Below are 15271 nucleotides of genomic sequence, written 5' to 3' on the forward strand. Positions count from 1 at the left end.
CTTACCACTCTGTACTGAGGGAAGTCCCTCGTAAGTCCCTGGGACAGAGCTGAAAGTCCCTGAAAAATCCCTGGGAGCGCTCGACGAACGGTGGACCGCGGCGCCCGTTTTGGACTCTCGCAACCCGAGTAATCGTCCCTTCACTCTGCCGAAGTGTTCACGTAGCGATACCGACCAGCCCAGCCGGCGGCCCGACGTGTCCGGCTGAAGGGTCAATAGCATGCCGGACGCTCTCTGACTGCAATGAGCACTGCAGCTGGCTGTTGCATGCCTGTCCAAGCGGCCCTCTTACCCCTGTCCTCGGGTACGAGGCCGCTGGTTCAAACCCGGAACCTACGTAGGGCGGGGAGGCCAGCGCCCGTGCTGGGCTGTGTTGCGCGGTGGACCGTGATGCCGAATGCCAGGTCAGTGCGCTCGTGACGGTCCTGCTTTTCGTGCATGGGGTTGCACCACCCAAAGGCGTCCCCGCTCCGCTTGCGCCTCCCGTGGCCGAAGAGTCATTCTTGGAGCCTGGACTGTAACTCACACCTCGATTTCCAGTCCGCCGTGTCGAGGATGCACAAGCAGACTTCCGCGCCGACTCTTCGCCTCCGTCGCGAATGCCTTCCATCGCCGCTGCCCCTAGACATGGGCCCCGCCACGAGTCGCACGTCGGCGGGTCTTCTTCAGCACTCGGCGTTCGCGGCGCGTGCAGCGCTCTGGAAATTCCCTGTCCAGATGACGCTTGGACGCAGCCGCGTCCTTGAACCAGCTGCTGAACTCCTCCGAGCACCCGTGGCCGGAATATCGGGCGGCGTCCAGCCATTCTCTGATCGCACAGTCGATGTCCTCCATCGCGGTGCGGAGGGCGTCGACATGTGTCGCAGAACGAGATCCAGCCACGGTGACCGCTGCGGCGGCTGAGCTGAATTCCGTCCACGTGTCATGGACGGCTACAAAGCCCGCCTGCCACTCCCCAGGTGTGCCACCCTCCGCCCCACAATATTCCGCCATTTCCATTGTTCGGCGGCAAGTCGCTTCGTCTCAGCGACGTCAAGAGTGCTCGCGAAGCCACCTACGTCCATGTTCCGTGATTCTCAACCACCAAAGAGCTCCCAGAGGCTCCCAGTCGTAAGCCACAAATCCCTGGATGCACTTCTCGAACGTCTCGTCCAGACTGTGGCTCCATGGCACGAACCCTGGTTCCTCCAAGTCGCCTACTTCCATGAGACCGTTCTCAAGTATTGCGTACAGGAATTCTCCGGCTACCTCCTTCGGGTTTCTTCCTGAGGAATTTGAATACTCTGTAGCGTAGGCGATTACATTGTCGGCCATGACCCAATCATCCTCGCCGTCTTCAAGGATCTCTCGAACGAGAGGGTGCAGGTATTCATTCACTTGGTCTGACTTAGTTCCCATTGTCGATATGCACCTTCTTCTGAATTTTCCCGGGCTCGGTTATATCGATTGTCTCACCTCCTGACTGCGAAGAGGTCCGCCATTGGATGACGGTTCCATCCTCCAACTGGTACACCTCTGGAATTTTGGGGCCGCGCGGTGGCAGAGGTGTGGCGCCGTCAGTCCATGCGTCGAACTTTGCGCGCAACTCCTTGACGCCGCTGACCACCTTCACCTTTCCAGGCTGTCGGCCGTCGGGCATGCTGTCGAAGTCCTTGCGCACAGCCGCCGGGCATGATGCCTGCCCCAGGGGGTCAAACAACGACAGTGGATTGAGGACGTATGTCTGGTCGTTAGGTGCGGGCGCTAGACCCAGCGGGTCTGGGGTTAGGTAGTGAGCTGTTTCGGGGTCGTAGTAGCGGAAGTAGTTGTAGTGCAGGCCCGATTCCGGGTCGGCGTACTGACCCGGGAAACGGAGTGGGCAGGTGGTGTCGCCGTGGCCGTCGGGCGAGGGGAGCGGGGTGCCCCACAAAGTGGTGCGGTTTTGCCAGACCAGCGCCCCCTCGGAGGTGATGAGTTCTGTGGGGGTGCCCGTCAGGTCGGTGACAATCGCGTGGAATTCTGGGCGGGTTGCCGTGAGCTCGGTGAGTTTAGTGAGGAGTGAGGTGCCGGGCTCGGGGACGAGCTGGGTGTGGTCGGTTTGGGTGAGGGGGCGGTAGGTGCCGAGAGTGTAGTCCCAGGTGGTGGATCTTCCATTGGCTGTGGTCTGCTCGGCGAGGCAGGTGCCGTCCCACGAGAAGATCGTTGTCTCATCCTTCGGCGATCTCTTGGATATCCGGCGGCCCAAGGGGTCGTAGGCATACGTCCACACCCCGCCGTCCGGTGTCGTGACGGCGGTGAGTCGGTCCTCCGCGTTCCAGGTGTAGGTCCAGGTGCGGCGTTGGCCGTTCAGGAGGCGGCGTGTTGTGGAGATCCGGCGGCCCGCCGCATCGTGGTCGTAGGACGTGCGGCCGGCTCGGTGGAGAAGGGTTCATTCGACCTGGCGTTTGCCTGGGGCCGGGTGGTCGGGTGCCTCGGCGTTGGTGAGGTTGCCGGCCGGGTCGTACGTGTATGTTTCCCGCCAGCCGTGCGCGCTGACGCCCGTCACGCGGCCGACCGGGTCGAGGGTGAAGCGGCGGGTGCCTGTGGCCAACTCGCGGATCTCGGTGAGGTGGCCGTCGGGGCGGTAGGCGTAGGTGCGGTGCTGGAGGAGCTCCCGTCCTGATCTCGCCTTCTGTGTTGTGAGGCGGTCGGCCGCGTCCCACTGCTGGGTGAGGGCGATGTCACCGGATCGGCGTTCGGTCTCGCGGCCTGCCGCGTCGTGGACGAAGGTCAGCGTGCCGTGGTCGGTGGCCAGTTCCACAGGCTGGCCTTCGGCGTCGTAGGTCCAGGTGGATGTAAGGCCGGAGGGTGTAGTGCGCTGTATCGGCAGGCCGAGCGGGTTGTAGGTGTAGGAGAGGGTGCGGCCGTTGGTTGTCTCGGTCAGCACGCGGCCCAGCGGGTCGCGTTCGATGACGACCTCGGCGTCGGGGCTGCTGGCCCGGATCAGGTCGCCCCTTGCGTTGTAGGTGTACGTCGTGACGGTGCCCGCGTCCTCATCATGCTGCTCGGTCACGCGGCCGAGCGCGTCGCGGGTGTAGCGCAGTGTCTGGCCTACCGCGTTGGTGCGGGCCGTCAACTGCCCTGCAGGGTCGGGCTCGTACGTCAGTCTCGCGCCGTTGAAATCCGTCTCGGATGTGAGACGGCCTGCCGCATCGTACTCGTAATCCCAGTGTAGGCCCTGTGGGTTGGTCACCCGGGTGAGGCGGAGCGTGGTGTCGTAGGTGAACGTGTATGTGGCGCCGTCCGCGTCCGTACGCGCCACCGGCATGTCCCACGGTCCAGGGGTGTGGCGGGTGGTGTGCCCGGCGGGGTTGGTGTAGGTGAGGAGGTTGCCTTCCGCGTCCCAGGTCCAGCTCTCACGTCCCCCTGCAGCGTCTTCGCGCCAGCGCGGCTTGCCCTCGACCGTCCAGGCCATGCGCGTAACGTGTTCGAGAGGGTCGGTGATTTCGGTGATGCGGCCGAAGGCATCGCGGTCGATGTGGGTGGTGTGGCCCAGCGCGTCGGTCACCGTGGCCGGGAGCCCGGCCGGGGTCGGAGTGATGTGGCGGGTGTGGCCGAGGGCGTCAGTGACGGCAGTGAGGCGGCCGCGCTCGTCGTATGCGTAGTGGCTGACCGCTCCCGCCGGGTCCACCGAGCCTGTGAGGTTGCCCAGTTCGTCGTAGGTGTGCTGCCAGCGCGCGCCGTCGGCTTCCGTCACTTCCGTCGGCTGCCGCAGACGGTTGTAGGTTGCGGACATACGGGACCCGTCCGGGAGCAGTACCTCGGCCAGGTTGCCGTTCTCGTCGTAGCTGTAACGCGTGGTGCGGCCGAGTTCGTCTGTGTGGGAGAGGCGGTCGTGGCCGCGTGCGTCCCATTCGGTGTAGGTCGTGTTGCCCAGCGGGTCGGTCTCGGCCACGACCTGGCCGTCGTCGTTGTAGTGGAAGACGGTGCTGTGGCCGTGCGAGTCGGTGTAGGTCGTGGTGCGTGCGGCGTCGTCGTAGGTGAAGGTGTCGTTGTAGATGCCGTCGGTGCCCTCGGTGCGGATCGTCCGGCCCGCCTCATCGTAGGTGAAGCGGCACCACACCCCGTTGCGGTCGGTCCACGAAAGCATGCGGCCTTCACCGTCGTAGGTGAAGCGCATCGCCTTGCCACTGGAGTTGATCACCTCGGCCAGATTGCCGGCCTCGTCGTATCCGTAGCGCATCACGAGCGTGCCTGGGACTGGTGCCTGCTCCCGCTCGTACGCGGAGGGCGCCTCGTCCAGCAGCCGCAGGGCTGTGACGCGCTGCCCCTCGGTCTCGACGGCGAGGTGATAGCCGCCGGAGTGGCGCACCGCAGTGGGTATCCCGGCCGCGTCGCGTTCCACTTCGATGCGGGCGCCGTTGCGGTCCTGCCAGGATTCCACCGGGAGCCGGAGGGTTGTCTCGTCCTCGGTGGGGCCGGGGTGGGCGAAGGTGCGTGTGACGCCGCTGTCCGGGTCGGTGACTGTCAGCACTCCGTCCGGTTTGCCGTCCCACCCCAGCGGCCAGCGCGGGCCCTTCTCCGGCAGGAGCGGCACGCCCGGCTCCGGGATCGGGTAGACCAGCCGCATGCCGTCGGCAGCCGCAAAAATGACGCCCTGTGGGTCGAGTTGGACCTGTTCGTCCAGGGTTGAGGACCAGCTCGGGCCGAAACACACCCCGGCCCTGTACGACGACACATGAGTACGGGTGAAGTGCAGGGGCAGTGATGCGGGCAGTGACAGGTCGGTCAGCTCCATGAACATCGCCCCGGTGGCGACATCAACCGGCTCCCCCGCACCCGGCACCTTGCTGGTCGGCCGGGAAGCCTTGTTCGGAATGAGTTTCTCCCGCAGCGAGGCCGGCGGGCGCATCATCGGTGGTCTCGCCCCCGGCCCGGGAGCGAAGGGCCCCAGGACCGCGCCGGTCAGGGTGCCGTATTTCGCGGCGTTACTCACCTCCTCCAGGCTGAATCCGTCCTGCTGTCCTGCCAGGATGCGGGCGGGCTGCGCCACGGCCAGGTCCATGGCGACGCTCCCCACTCCGGCGAACACGGCGCTCCGCGCGATACGGGCGAAGATCGTGGCGGCACGAGTTGCCAGGGAGGTGGACTTCTCAGAACTGAGTGTGACGATCCCCGTCGCCGCCGTCACGGCTGCCGCGTCAGAAGCCCCGAGCGTGGGGCCGGTCAGCACAATCCCGGCCGCGATCAGCGCTGCGCTGCCCACGATCTCGCTGCGGATCTGCTTCTTCGTACTGTCGATGTCGTCCGCAAGCTCATCCAGCATTTTCGCCATGTCCCGAGCCGATTCGGGCAAGCTGCGCAGCCAGCCCTTCTCTCCCCTGCCGACATAGCGGGACCAGAACTTCTCGAACGCGTCGATGGCCTCGCCGCTGTTGACCTCCAGGATCCTCTGCGCAGAGTGGTTGGTGTCCCCCCGCACCTCCTCGGCATCCTTCGCGAACGCCCGCCAGGCCCGCGCGGCATCCCGCAACTTGCCCTCATCCCCGGCAGGCCAGATCAGGCCCATCCTCTCGAGGATCTCCCAAGCCTTCTCCAGGGCACTCACGCGCCGCCGCCCCCCTTGTCGCCCTACTTGCCGTGCGCGTCACGGTCGCCGTGCCCGCGGGCGACCTTGGTGAACATGCCCTTGATCAAATCATCGTTGTCGACGTGCCCGTCCTTCATGTCATCAAGCGCCTCATGAATACTCACCAGACCGAGCACCAGCACCCCCGCCGCCTGCTCGATGGAGCGCTGGTTCGACTTGTATTCCTTCGCGAAGTTCTCACCCGTAGGGTCATCGCCCCACGGCTCCCCCAGACCGTCCAGCGCAGTGATCAACGTGGTCAGCGCCCGGCTCAACTTCCGGCTCTGCTCGCCGAAGACCGGCGCCGCGAGCTTCAACTCCGGCACCCCGATCCCCAGCACCTCACCCCCCTTGCCCGCACCAGGCCCGTAGTCGGGAGAAGTGGCATGGTTCAACTGTATCCGCGGAGACTCTTCGGCGTGAGTCATGGCAACCCCCTGCACTGCTCAGTCGAGACGATCGACCGCGTGGTCAGTCGCGAACGATGGACTTGGATCTCCTTGACGGTCACGTCCTTCTCATAGGTGGACTGCCCGTCCGGGAAGGCTGGGTGGCCGTCGGGGCGCTCACTCACCGTGCTCAGCGCCAGACTGACGGACTGGCGACGCCAGGCGGTCGATCCGGATCGCGCTTGCCCCCCCACGTCAAAACGCACTTGAGTGTAGTCAAGCCGTCACCCAGACAGCAGGGGGCCTACTCCACAGGCCCACCACGCGCCTTACGGGGCCATGCGGACACGCCGTCGTCGGAGGCGGGGACTGCTGCATGATCGGGTGACAGCGTGACCTGCCCCACGTCCTGGGTTCCAGATCTGGTCGCTAACTGGCAGCCCTTCGCGAAAGGCTGTCAGTCATGCCTCGTCCCTGTCCTCCGGAGTTCCGGGCGCGTGCCGTCGCGCTGGTCCGTGCCGGCAAGCAGGCCAAGCAGACAGCGGTCGAGCTCGGTATCCATCCCGTCACGCTGTCGAAGTGGTTGCGGCAGGACAACGTGGACAACGGGCGGCGACCGGGAACTCCGTCGAGCGAGTCCGCTGAGCTGCGGGCTGCCCGCCGGCGGATCCGTGAGCTGGAGACCGAGCCGGGGCATCGTCCGGCAGGCGGCGAAGTTCCTCGGCGAGGACACACCCCGCCCAAAAGGCTCTACCCGGTGATCGACCGACTCGTCGACGCCGGGGCTCCGGTCGACAGGTGCTGCCGGATCCTCGGGGTCGCGCGGCAGTCCTACTACACGCACCCCCAGCACGCCCCGGCAGCTGCGCCGCGAGTGGCTCACGGGCCTCATCCGCAAAGTCCATGTGGCATCCCGGGGCACCTACGGCTACCGCAGGATCCACGCCGAGCTCACCATGGCCATGGGTATCCAGGTCTGCGAGCGGACCACCTCGGTCCTGATGACGCAGGCCAGTCCACGGGCTGCCCGGGCCCACCAGGGTCAGACGCCTGCGGGGCGTCGCCACGGCCGAGGACCTGGTCAACCGCACGTTCCACCACATCCGCCCCAACGAACTATGGGTCACCGACATCACCCAGCACCGGACCCGGGAGGGGTGGCTCTACTGCGCCGCAGTGCTTGATGCCTTCAGCCGCAGGATCGTCGGCTGGTCCATCGACTCCCGCCAACCCTCAACACTCGTGGTCAACGCCCTCGACATGGCCATCCGCAACCGCCGGCCCGAACCCGGCAGCATCGTCCACGCCGACCACGGAACCCGGTTCACCTCCTGGGTCTTCGGGGAGAAGATCCGTTCCGCCGGGCTCCTGCCCTCCTTCGGCACGGTCGGCGAGGGCCTGGACAACGCCATGATGGAGAGCTTCTGGTCCTCGATGCAGATCGAGCTGCTCAACCGCAAACGGTGGAAGACGCGGGTCGAACTGGCCAACGCGATCTTCGAGTACATCGAGATCTTCCACAACCGCCGGAGGCGACACTCCGCACTGGGCTACCGCACCCCTACCGTACGAACTACGCTCCGACAACAACCCCATCCCGGCTGCCAGTTAGCCACCGAGACTGGAGCCCAAACGGTGGGGCAGGTCAAGGTGTCACCCAACTCTGCAGCAGTCCCACAAGACCGTGTCGAGTCCGTGAGGGGGCACCTGCCTGAGCGGTATCAAGTCACGGCCGACCTTGGGGTGGGGTCCGGGTTGCGGCAAGGGAAGGCGTTCGCCTTCAGCCCGGACGATGTGCACGGGGACTTCCTCCACATCGAGCGGCAGGTCATCAAGTACAAGTCACAGCTCTACTTCGGCCCGCCCAGGGGGCAAGGAGCGCGACGCGCCGCTCCCTCCCGCCCTGGCCAAACGAATCATCAGCCACCAGAAACGCTTCCCCCCGATCGAGGTCACCCTCCCTTGGCTCGATCCTGAAGAGCCAGACGTTCCCCGGGATCAACGGCGTCTGGTGACGGTCCCGCTGCTCGTCTACACCACCCGCGGGTCAACGATCAATCGGTCGACATGGAACTCGAAGACCTGGAAGCCGGCGCTCGCTTCCGCAGGAATCATCCCGCCGCTCGCTGCACCAAATGGAGGGCGAGACTCCATCCAGGGTCTGGGAGCCCAGCCGAGAGCATGGCTTCCATGTGCTTCGCCATACGTACGCTTCCATCATGCTGGAAGCTGGCGAGTCGATCGTCTCGCTCGCGAAGTGGCTCGGACACTCCGACCCGACGTTCACTCTCCGTACCTACACGCATTTCATGCCGCAGGCCGGCGCGCGCGGCCTGCAGTCGCTGGAGTCCTGGTTCCGGGACACGGCGGGGCGTCCCTGACGGGCGAAAAGTCCCTCACAAGTCCCAGAACCTTGGACGGCTCGCCGCGTCGGCCCTGAACCGCAGGTCACAGGCTTGCTCAGGGGAAAGCGGGACAGAACCCGGCGTACAGGCCGACTCGTCCGCCCCTTCACGGCACTCGCCACAGGCCGGGCCGGATTCGGTCCCGGCGGGACCTTCCCGGGCTCCACACGGCCGCCCGGCCCCGAAACACCCGCCACCGGACAGGGCCGGTGCACGACCGCCGAACGCAGCCCTCGCAGCCCTCGCAGCCACCCTCCGCTCACGAGGGCATCGACTACGCCGACATCAGTCGCGTGGCCTGTGTCCACAGTTCGGGCCGGGGCCATCATCCTGAAGGCGCCTGGAGGAAGCCGTGACCGCCGAACTCCCCGACTGGATGATCCCGTCCAGGCCGAGCGGTTGGGAAGCGGACGACCTCGACCACCTTCCCCAGGCGCCGCGGCACACCGAGTTGATCGACGGAGCCCTGATCTTCAGGATGTCGCCGCGGCGTTCTGGCACTCCCGGCTCGTGGAGAACCTCACCTTCGCCCTGAGGCAAGCCGTCCCCGGCGGATTCGAGGCCGAGCGGGAGATGACCGTCCGCCTCGACAAGAAGAGCCGCCCCGAACCGGACATCCTGGTCAGCAGCGCGGCGTACGACCCCGACCGGACCTGGTGCGCGCCCGAGGAGCTCACCCTCGTCGTCGAGGTCGTCTCCGAGGAATCGGCCGACCGCGACCGGTCGTTGAAGCCCTTCAAGTACGCGCAGGCCGGGATCCCCCACTTCTGGCGCATCGAGGACGAGGGCGGCGCCCCCACGGTCCATGCCTACGAACTCGACGCCATGACCGGCTCCTACGTCGCCACCGGCATCCACCGGGCCCGGCTGAAGCTCGCCGTCCCCTTCCCGCTGGACCTCGACCTCCACGCTCTGGTGCCCTGGCACCCGGCCCACCACGCTCGTCCCGGTCTGCGCGCACCGATCGCGACGCGCACGGTCCTGGCCCTCACGTGGCGAACTGCCGAGCGGCCCCTTCCGGGGCGACTCGGTGGCCAAGTGGCCGCCGTCCGGCCGAGCAGCCGCCCGGCCCGGGACCTTCGGCCCTGGGGGCGGGACCTGTGGGCCTGGCTCGCAGGAGCTGTTCCCTGCTGAGCTTGTACGACATTCGAACTCTTGCAGGGGCCTGATCCCCGGCCACCGATCGGGCCATGTGCACGGGCCGTGCGGGCGTACCGCAGCGGCGCCGTCCGCGGCGCGGCCGTCCCGGGGCTGCCCCGGAAGCGACCGGTGTGACCATGAAGAAGCCCGTACCCGGAGGCTCGGTGCCCCCGGCCCCCGAGACCCGTGCCGCCGACGCCCCGGCCCCGCGCCGCACGGTGCCGCTGGACCGGCACGAGGCCCTGCGGCTGCTGGGCGGTGTCTCCCTGGGCCGGGTGGTCTTCACCGAGCGCGCGCTGCCGACCGTACGCCCGGTGAACCACCTGGTGGACGGCGCCGACGTGGTGATCGGCGTGCCCGACGACACGACCCTCGCCTCGCTCGCCGCTCCTGGCGGAACCTCCGGGGCGGTGCTCGCCTACCAGGCGGATCTCATCGACCCGGTGGCCCATCTGGGGTGGAGTGTGGTGGTGACCGGCTACGCGCACGTGGTGGCGGACCCGGCGGAGCTGGCGCGCTACACCGCCCGTCTGCGCCCCTGGGTGGATCAGCCGACGACGGCGGCCCTGCGGATCCGCGCGGACCTGGTGACCGGCTTCCGGCTGGAGGCCGCCGGTACGGCGCCCCGGGCCCGTGCCGCCGTCACCGCACCGTGTCCGCACCCGGGCTCCGGGCCGGGCACCGCCTGACCGGGCCGGCCGCCTCGCTCTCCGGCCCGGTCGGCCGGGCGGACAGGGCCGGTCGGCCCTCCCTGCGCACACCCGTGCGAGCGGATGCTGAAGCCGTGGGACGACACCGCGCCCCACGACACACCACGAGCATCACGACACATCGGCCCACGGCCCGGAGAGTGACCGTGCGGCGGAGGACAGGCGGGGAAGAGCATGACGGACACGGTGATCACGGCCGGGGTCGACGGCTCCACCGAGAGCATGGCGGCGGTGGACTGGGCGGCCGACGAGGCCGTACTCCACGGCACGCCGCTGCGGCTGGTGCACGCCTGGCTCTGGCAGCCCCTGAACGTGCCGGTCGAGCAGGAACGGGAGACCGAGGAGCGGGCCGCGCACGCGATCCTGCGCGAGGCTCGGGACCGGGTGGCCCGGCGCCACCCGGACCTGCCGTGCACTGCGACGATCCTCCCGGACAAGGCGGTTCCGGCGCTGCTGCACGAGACCCGGCAGGCCCGGAGCCTGGTACTGGGCACCCGCGGGCACGGGCGGCTGCTGGGCTTCCTCCTGGGGTCGTGCGGGCAGCAGGTGGTCGCGGCGGCCGAATGCCCCGTGGTCTCGGTCCGCGCCGTGGACCCGGAAGCCCGCCCGGCCGACGACGCCGAGGTGGTGGTCGGGCAGCAGGGCACCCCGCAGGAGAGCGCCGGCGTCCTGGAGTTCGCCTTCCAGGCAGCCGCTGCCCGGAACGCCACCCTGCGGGCGGTACGCGCCTGGAACCTGCCGCCGGTCCAGACGTACGCGCTGACCGGGCTGGGGGCGATGGAGGAGGCCGACGGCCCCGTCCCGTACGAGAAGAAGGCACTGAGCGAAGCCCTCGCGCCCTGGCGGGACCGCTACCCGCAGGTCCCGGTGGTCGAGCACGTCGAACTGGCCGGCGGCGGACCGGCGCTGCTGTCGGCATCCGCGGGAGCGCGGCTGGTGGTCGTCGGGCGCCGGGTGCGCCGCTCGCACTTCGGCACCCACGTCGGCTCGGTCGCCCAGGCGGTGCTGCACCACGCGCGCTGTCCGGTGGCCGTCGTCCCGCACGCCTGAACCCCGTCGGAGCACATCGACGGAGCACATCGGAAGGGGCCGGTCCGCGAGGCGGTGGGCCGGTCCGCGAGGCAGTGGGCAGTGGGCCGGTTCCGCGAGGGCGGTGGCTCCGGTCCGCGACGGCGGTGGGCGGTTCCGCAACGGCGGTCCGGCCCCGGCCGGTGGCCGGCCGCCGTCGCCGGCCGGGAGGCGCGTCCCGCCACGCCCCCCCGCCTGCGGGCCGGGGCTCGTTGCCGCGTCCGGCTCGCGCGGGCGGAGCGCGGAGAGTGGCAGGGTTCAGTACCGCCGGCGCCGCTCGGGGCCGCCCGGGGCACCGTCCGTCCCGGGTCCGGACATCTGGGCGGCCAGCACGGCCGCCTGCACCCGGCGTTCGACACCCAGCTTGGCGAGCAGCCGGGAGATGTTGTTCTTGACGGTCTTCTCCGCGAGGTAGAGGCGGCGGCCGATCTCGCGGTTCGTCAGCCCCTCGCCCACCAGGGCGAGGATGTCCCGCTCCCGCTCGGTCAGCGCGGCAAGTCCCGGCTGCTGCTCCTCCTGCGAGGGTTCGCCGCGCAGCCGGGCCATCACCCGGGCCGCGGCCCCCGGGTCCAGCAGGGACTGCCCCGAGGCCACGGTCCGTACGGCGGACACCAGGTCCGTGCCGGTGATCTGCTTCAGCGCGTAGCCCGACGCCCCGGCCAGGATGGCGTCCAGCAGCGCTTCCTCGTCGTCGAACGAGGTGAGCATCAGGCAGGCCAGCTCCGGCATCCGGGAACGCAGCTCCCGGCAGACGCTCACCCCGTCGCCGTCGGGCAGCCGCACGTCCAGCACCGCGACGTCGGGGCGGAGTGCGGGGATTCGGGTCAGCGCCTGTTCGGCGGTGCCGGCCTCGCCGACGACCGTCAGGTCGGGCTCGGCGTCCAGCAGATCATGCACACCTCGGCGTACCACCTCGTGGTCGTCGAGCAGGAAGACCTTGACCGTTCCCCGCGTCGTGGCGGCGTCGTCCGTCATCAGGCAGCTCCGTCTGTCCCGGCCCGCCCCCCGCAGGCACGCGGGGGCTTCCTCGTCAGAGTGCCCCGAGCCAGGGCGGATTGACCAGGGCCGACCGGCCCCACCTGGGGTGCCGGCCGGGTGCGCGCACGGCGGCCGGTCCCGAACTCCGCGGCAGGGCACCACGGAACACCGAAGGGGCGGCCGTGGCCGGCCGCCCCTTCGGCATACGTCCGCCTCGTGCTCCCCCTCTCGGGCGGATCAGCGCAGCCAGCCGTGCCGGCGCACCACCGGCTGCCGCTCCCACCAGCGCCCCAGGCCCCAGGTACGGCCCGCGCCGAGCACCGCGAGGACCACCAGGAGAGCCGCGTAGAGCACGTGGTAGTCCACCAGCGGGTTGGTGGACATGCTCGGCGCCCCGTCGGAGAGGTGACGCGCGGGCGGCCACTCGGCGGCCCACATCAGCGCCATCATCAGCGTTCCGGCGACCGCGGTGGCCCGCAGCGCCAGCCCGCTCGCCAGCGCGGCGCCGATGCCCAGCAGGCCCAGCATGAACAGCCAGTCCGCCCACGCCGCTCCCGCCCAGGAGTGGAAGACGTCCTCCAGCGGACCGGCGGAGACGCCGCTGAGGAACCCCCGGGTCGGTGAACCCCCGTCGGCCCAGCCCTTGCCGGCCGGGGTCGCGTAGCCCCAGCCGAAGGTCTTGTCGCCGAAGGCCCACAGGAAGGTGAGAGCCGTCAGCAGCCGAGCCGTGGCCGCGGTACGGGCGAGTGCCGCGGATCCGGCTGCCGCCTGCCCAGCCGGATCCGCTGAGGTGCCGGTGTGCGGGGCGGCGTCGGAGCCGTTCGTCCGGTCGGTGCGAGGTCCTGGTCGCTGGTGCAGTGCCATGGCGGGTTCCCTTCCCCGAGGAGGCGCACTGTGCGTGTCCATGACCACTCTGTCGGCCGCCGCCTCGTGCGGCGCCGGGCGAACGGGGCAGGGCCGCGGTGCTGACGGTCCCTTCGGTCGGGACCATCGGTCCACGGAGGAACCTCAGCCGTGCGGCACCGCGGCCACCGGCGCGGCGCAGGTGCAGCGCCGCGGATGTCGCGGAGCCGCTGCAGGGGCCCAGCCGGGCCGAACGGTCGCGGCGGCCGGACCTCCAGTCCCTGTCCGGCTCGCCGGGCGGGAGGGAGGAGTGGGCCGAGCCGACAGCGGCCGGTCAGGCGTTGATCGTGCGCAGGAAGTGATCGGCGTCCTCCGGCTCGCCGAGTCGGCCGACCTGGATCCAGGATCCGTCGGCGAAGCGGAATCTGAACGTGGCGAACCCGCGCGGCTGGCCCGCCTCGCCTTCGAGCCGGGCCTCCCCGAGCGGAAACTCCGCGACGGGCACGAAGTCCCCGGCCTTCATGGGTGACAACCTGCGGCGTGGGGAGGCGGCCACGCAGATGCGGTCGTGCGCCAGCAGGACCAGTCGCCGGGGGTTGGGCGAGTGGCCGTACCAGCGCAGCAGAAGCCGGCCTGCGGTCAGATTCCAGTCGCCGTCGAAGACGCCGTCGGCCGGGTCGTTCTCGCGGTCGTCCGCAGAACCGGAGTCGCGGGTGGAACGCCGCGGGTCTGCGCTCCCGGTCCCCGGTGTGCGATCGGTCTTCCTGCCCAGCCTGTCGATCAGCATCATCGGCACGACGACGAAGAAGAACACGACGGCGCCGACGTACAGCAGCCAGTGATGCCCCGGCTTCAACCGCCCCTTGCCGGCCGCACGGTGCACATCCTTCGGCGGTACCGGAAGGGGCTTGTGGAGCTCGCACCAGACCAGCGCCACGGGCTGCTCGCCGAGGATCTCCCGCGCCCGTCGATGCACCTTGCGCTTCGCCATGCCCGACATCGTAGACAGGCCCGCCGTCCGCCTCTCCGCCCACCCGGAGACCGCCGGCACGGAGAGCCGGGCATTGGGCAGCCCCCGCGCTCGGCCAGGATCGAGCCCCCCTCAGGCCGCCGGTTGCCGTATGCGTGACGCGTACTGCTCCTGGTGCTGCCCGGGCTGCTGACCGTCCGCCACGCCCAGTCCACCGCCTCCCGGTTCGCACGAAGCCGCAGCAGGACCGCGTCACGGTCCGCGGTCGGGCTGGAGCTCGCGGCTCCCGGCTCACTCCCCCGGCGCTGCCGGAGCGGCGGGTGTCATCAGTGCGTTGGCCTCGGCGTAGGGGATCGCGTCCGCGCCGAAGGTGAAGGTGCCCAGCTCCTGGATCTCGCGGGCCGCGCGGACGACGGCGCCGAGCGCGGCGCGGGAGAGCGCCGAACCCACGCTGATCCGGCGGACGCCCAGCGCACCGAGATCGGTCACACTCAGCCGCAGCGCCGGCGACCCCATCAGCACGTTCACGGGGCGGCCGACGGAGGAGCACACCGCGCGGACGGCGTCGGCGTCCGGCAGCGCGGGCGCGTAGAGCACATGCGCGCCCGCCTCCTCGTACGCCTGGAGGCGGCGAATGGTGTCGGACAGGTCGGGCCGCCCCTGGAAGAAGTTCTCGGCGCGGGCGGTGACGGTGAAGGGGAAGTCGAGTTCCCCCGCGGCGGCCACGGCCGCGGCCACCCGCTCGGCCGCCTCTCCCAGAGGGCGGACGGGGTCGTCGTCCCGGCCGGTGGAGTCCTCGACGGAGCCCCCGACCAGACCCGCCGCGGCGGCACGCCGGATCGTCTCGGCGACGTCGTCGGGCGTCTCGCCGAAGCCGCTCTCCAGGTCGGCGGTGACCGGCAGCGGCGTGGCCTCGACGACGGCTCCGGCGTTGTCGAGGAGCACGTCCCGGGTGACGCGGCTGTCCGGCAGTCCACGAGCGTGCGCCAGGCCCGCGCCGGTGGTGGCCAGCGCCGCGAAACCGAGCCCGCTCAGGATGCGCGCCGTCCCGGCGTCCCACGGGTTGGGCACCACGAAGGGGTCGGGCCCCTCGTGCAGCGCCTGGAAGGTGACGGCACGTCGGTACTGGTCGGCGGCGGCCGCGGACTGCTGCATGGGGCCCTCTCTACGGTGCGGGTTCG

9 protein-coding genes and 3 pseudogenes are annotated in these 15271 nt (G+C 69.6%); 5 read left to right on the top strand and 7 right to left on the bottom strand.

The features are described from left to right. Positions 1 to 1032 precede the first annotated feature (1032 nt). The 3 genes and pseudogenes from BMX65_RS32400 to BMX65_RS03005 all read right to left on the bottom strand — a co-directional run bounded on the left by BMX65_RS32400 (position 1033) and on the right by BMX65_RS03005 (position 6015). Positions 1033 to 1398, bottom strand: a complete 366-nt coding sequence (locus BMX65_RS32400; RefSeq protein WP_143081798.1) for a hypothetical protein — start codon at positions 1396 to 1398, stop codon at positions 1033 to 1035. A gap of 271 nt (positions 1399 to 1669) precedes the next feature. Continuing rightward, positions 1670 to 5566: pseudogene (locus BMX65_RS03000) on the bottom strand (DUF6531 domain-containing protein); the annotation flags it as partial. 23 nt (positions 5567 to 5589) lie between these two features. Continuing rightward, the gene (locus tag BMX65_RS03005) at positions 5590 to 6015 is read right to left on the bottom strand and encodes a WXG100 family type VII secretion target (RefSeq protein WP_239501807.1); all 426 of its coding nucleotides are present in this window, start codon (positions 6013 to 6015) and stop codon (positions 5590 to 5592) included. Positions 6016 to 6439: 424 nt separating this feature from the next. Between BMX65_RS03005 and BMX65_RS03015 the strand changes: the two are divergent. From BMX65_RS03015 to BMX65_RS03035, 5 genes and pseudogenes are all read left to right on the top strand, one after another. Then, positions 6440 to 7539: pseudogene (locus BMX65_RS03015) on the top strand (IS3 family transposase); the annotation flags it as partial. A gap of 656 nt (positions 7540 to 8195) precedes the next feature. After that, on the top strand, positions 8196 to 8357 hold the full coding sequence (locus tag BMX65_RS33250) for a hypothetical protein (RefSeq protein WP_239501808.1): 162 nt from the start codon (positions 8196 to 8198) through the stop codon (positions 8355 to 8357). Between the two features lie 400 nt (positions 8358 to 8757). Next, positions 8758 to 9302 (top strand): annotated as a pseudogene (locus BMX65_RS03025) (Uma2 family endonuclease); the annotation flags it as partial. A 356-nt stretch (positions 9303 to 9658) separates the two neighbouring features. Next, positions 9659 to 10210 carry a pyridoxamine 5'-phosphate oxidase family protein gene (locus tag BMX65_RS03030; RefSeq protein ID WP_079171686.1) on the top strand — a complete coding sequence of 184 codons (552 nt, stop codon included), beginning with the start codon at positions 9659 to 9661 and terminating at the stop codon, positions 10208 to 10210. A gap of 195 nt (positions 10211 to 10405) precedes the next feature. Beyond that, a complete protein-coding gene (locus tag BMX65_RS03035) occupies positions 10406 to 11281 on the top strand; it encodes a universal stress protein (protein ID WP_074998495.1) in 876 nt (291 codons plus the stop codon). Between the two features lie 276 nt (positions 11282 to 11557). Here the strand turns inward: BMX65_RS03035 and BMX65_RS03040 are convergent, their stop codons facing one another. From BMX65_RS03040 to BMX65_RS03055, 4 genes are all read right to left on the bottom strand, one after another. Continuing rightward, positions 11558 to 12274, bottom strand: coding sequence for a response regulator (locus tag BMX65_RS03040; protein ID WP_074998496.1), 717 nt, complete (start codon positions 12272 to 12274; stop codon positions 11558 to 11560). A 240-nt stretch (positions 12275 to 12514) separates the two neighbouring features. Beyond that, entirely contained in the window at positions 12515 to 13141 is a 627-nt protein-coding gene (locus tag BMX65_RS03045) for a hypothetical protein (protein WP_074998497.1), read from the bottom strand. Positions 13142 to 13454: 313 nt separating this feature from the next. Then, the gene (locus BMX65_RS03050) at positions 13455 to 14111 is read right to left on the bottom strand and encodes a hypothetical protein (RefSeq protein WP_074998789.1); all 657 of its coding nucleotides are present in this window, start codon (positions 14109 to 14111) and stop codon (positions 13455 to 13457) included. Positions 14112 to 14381: 270 nt separating this feature from the next. Next, positions 14382 to 15245 carry an isocitrate lyase/PEP mutase family protein gene (locus tag BMX65_RS03055; protein ID WP_074998498.1) on the bottom strand — a complete coding sequence of 288 codons (864 nt, stop codon included), beginning with the start codon at positions 15243 to 15245 and terminating at the stop codon, positions 14382 to 14384. Positions 15246 to 15271: the final 26 nt, after the last annotated feature.

The sequence above is a fragment of the Streptomyces qinglanensis genome (assembly GCF_900111245.1).
Taxonomy (GTDB): Bacteria; Actinomycetota; Actinomycetes; order Streptomycetales; family Streptomycetaceae; genus Streptomyces; species Streptomyces qinglanensis.

Excerpts from the sequence above, each read along its gene's own strand:
- BMX65_RS32400 (WP_143081798.1), bottom strand. The coding sequence starts at position 1,398 with ATGGGAACTAAGTCAGACCAAGTGAATGAATACCTGCACCCTCTCGTT.
- BMX65_RS03005 (WP_239501807.1), bottom strand. The coding sequence starts at position 6,015 with ATGACTCACGCCGAAGAGTCTCCGCGGATACAGTTGAACCATGCCACT.
- BMX65_RS33250 (WP_239501808.1), top strand. The coding sequence starts at position 8,196 with ATGCTGGAAGCTGGCGAGTCGATCGTCTCGCTCGCGAAGTGGCTCGGA.
- BMX65_RS03030 (WP_079171686.1), top strand. The coding sequence starts at position 9,659 with ATGAAGAAGCCCGTACCCGGAGGCTCGGTGCCCCCGGCCCCCGAGACC.
- BMX65_RS03035 (WP_074998495.1), top strand. The coding sequence starts at position 10,406 with ATGACGGACACGGTGATCACGGCCGGGGTCGACGGCTCCACCGAGAGC.
- BMX65_RS03040 (WP_074998496.1), bottom strand. The coding sequence starts at position 12,274 with ATGACGGACGACGCCGCCACGACGCGGGGAACGGTCAAGGTCTTCCTG.
- BMX65_RS03045 (WP_074998497.1), bottom strand. The coding sequence starts at position 13,141 with ATGGCACTGCACCAGCGACCAGGACCTCGCACCGACCGGACGAACGGC.
- BMX65_RS03050 (WP_074998789.1), bottom strand. The coding sequence starts at position 14,111 with ATGGCGAAGCGCAAGGTGCATCGACGGGCGCGGGAGATCCTCGGCGAG.
- BMX65_RS03055 (WP_074998498.1), bottom strand. The coding sequence starts at position 15,245 with ATGCAGCAGTCCGCGGCCGCCGCCGACCAGTACCGACGTGCCGTCACC.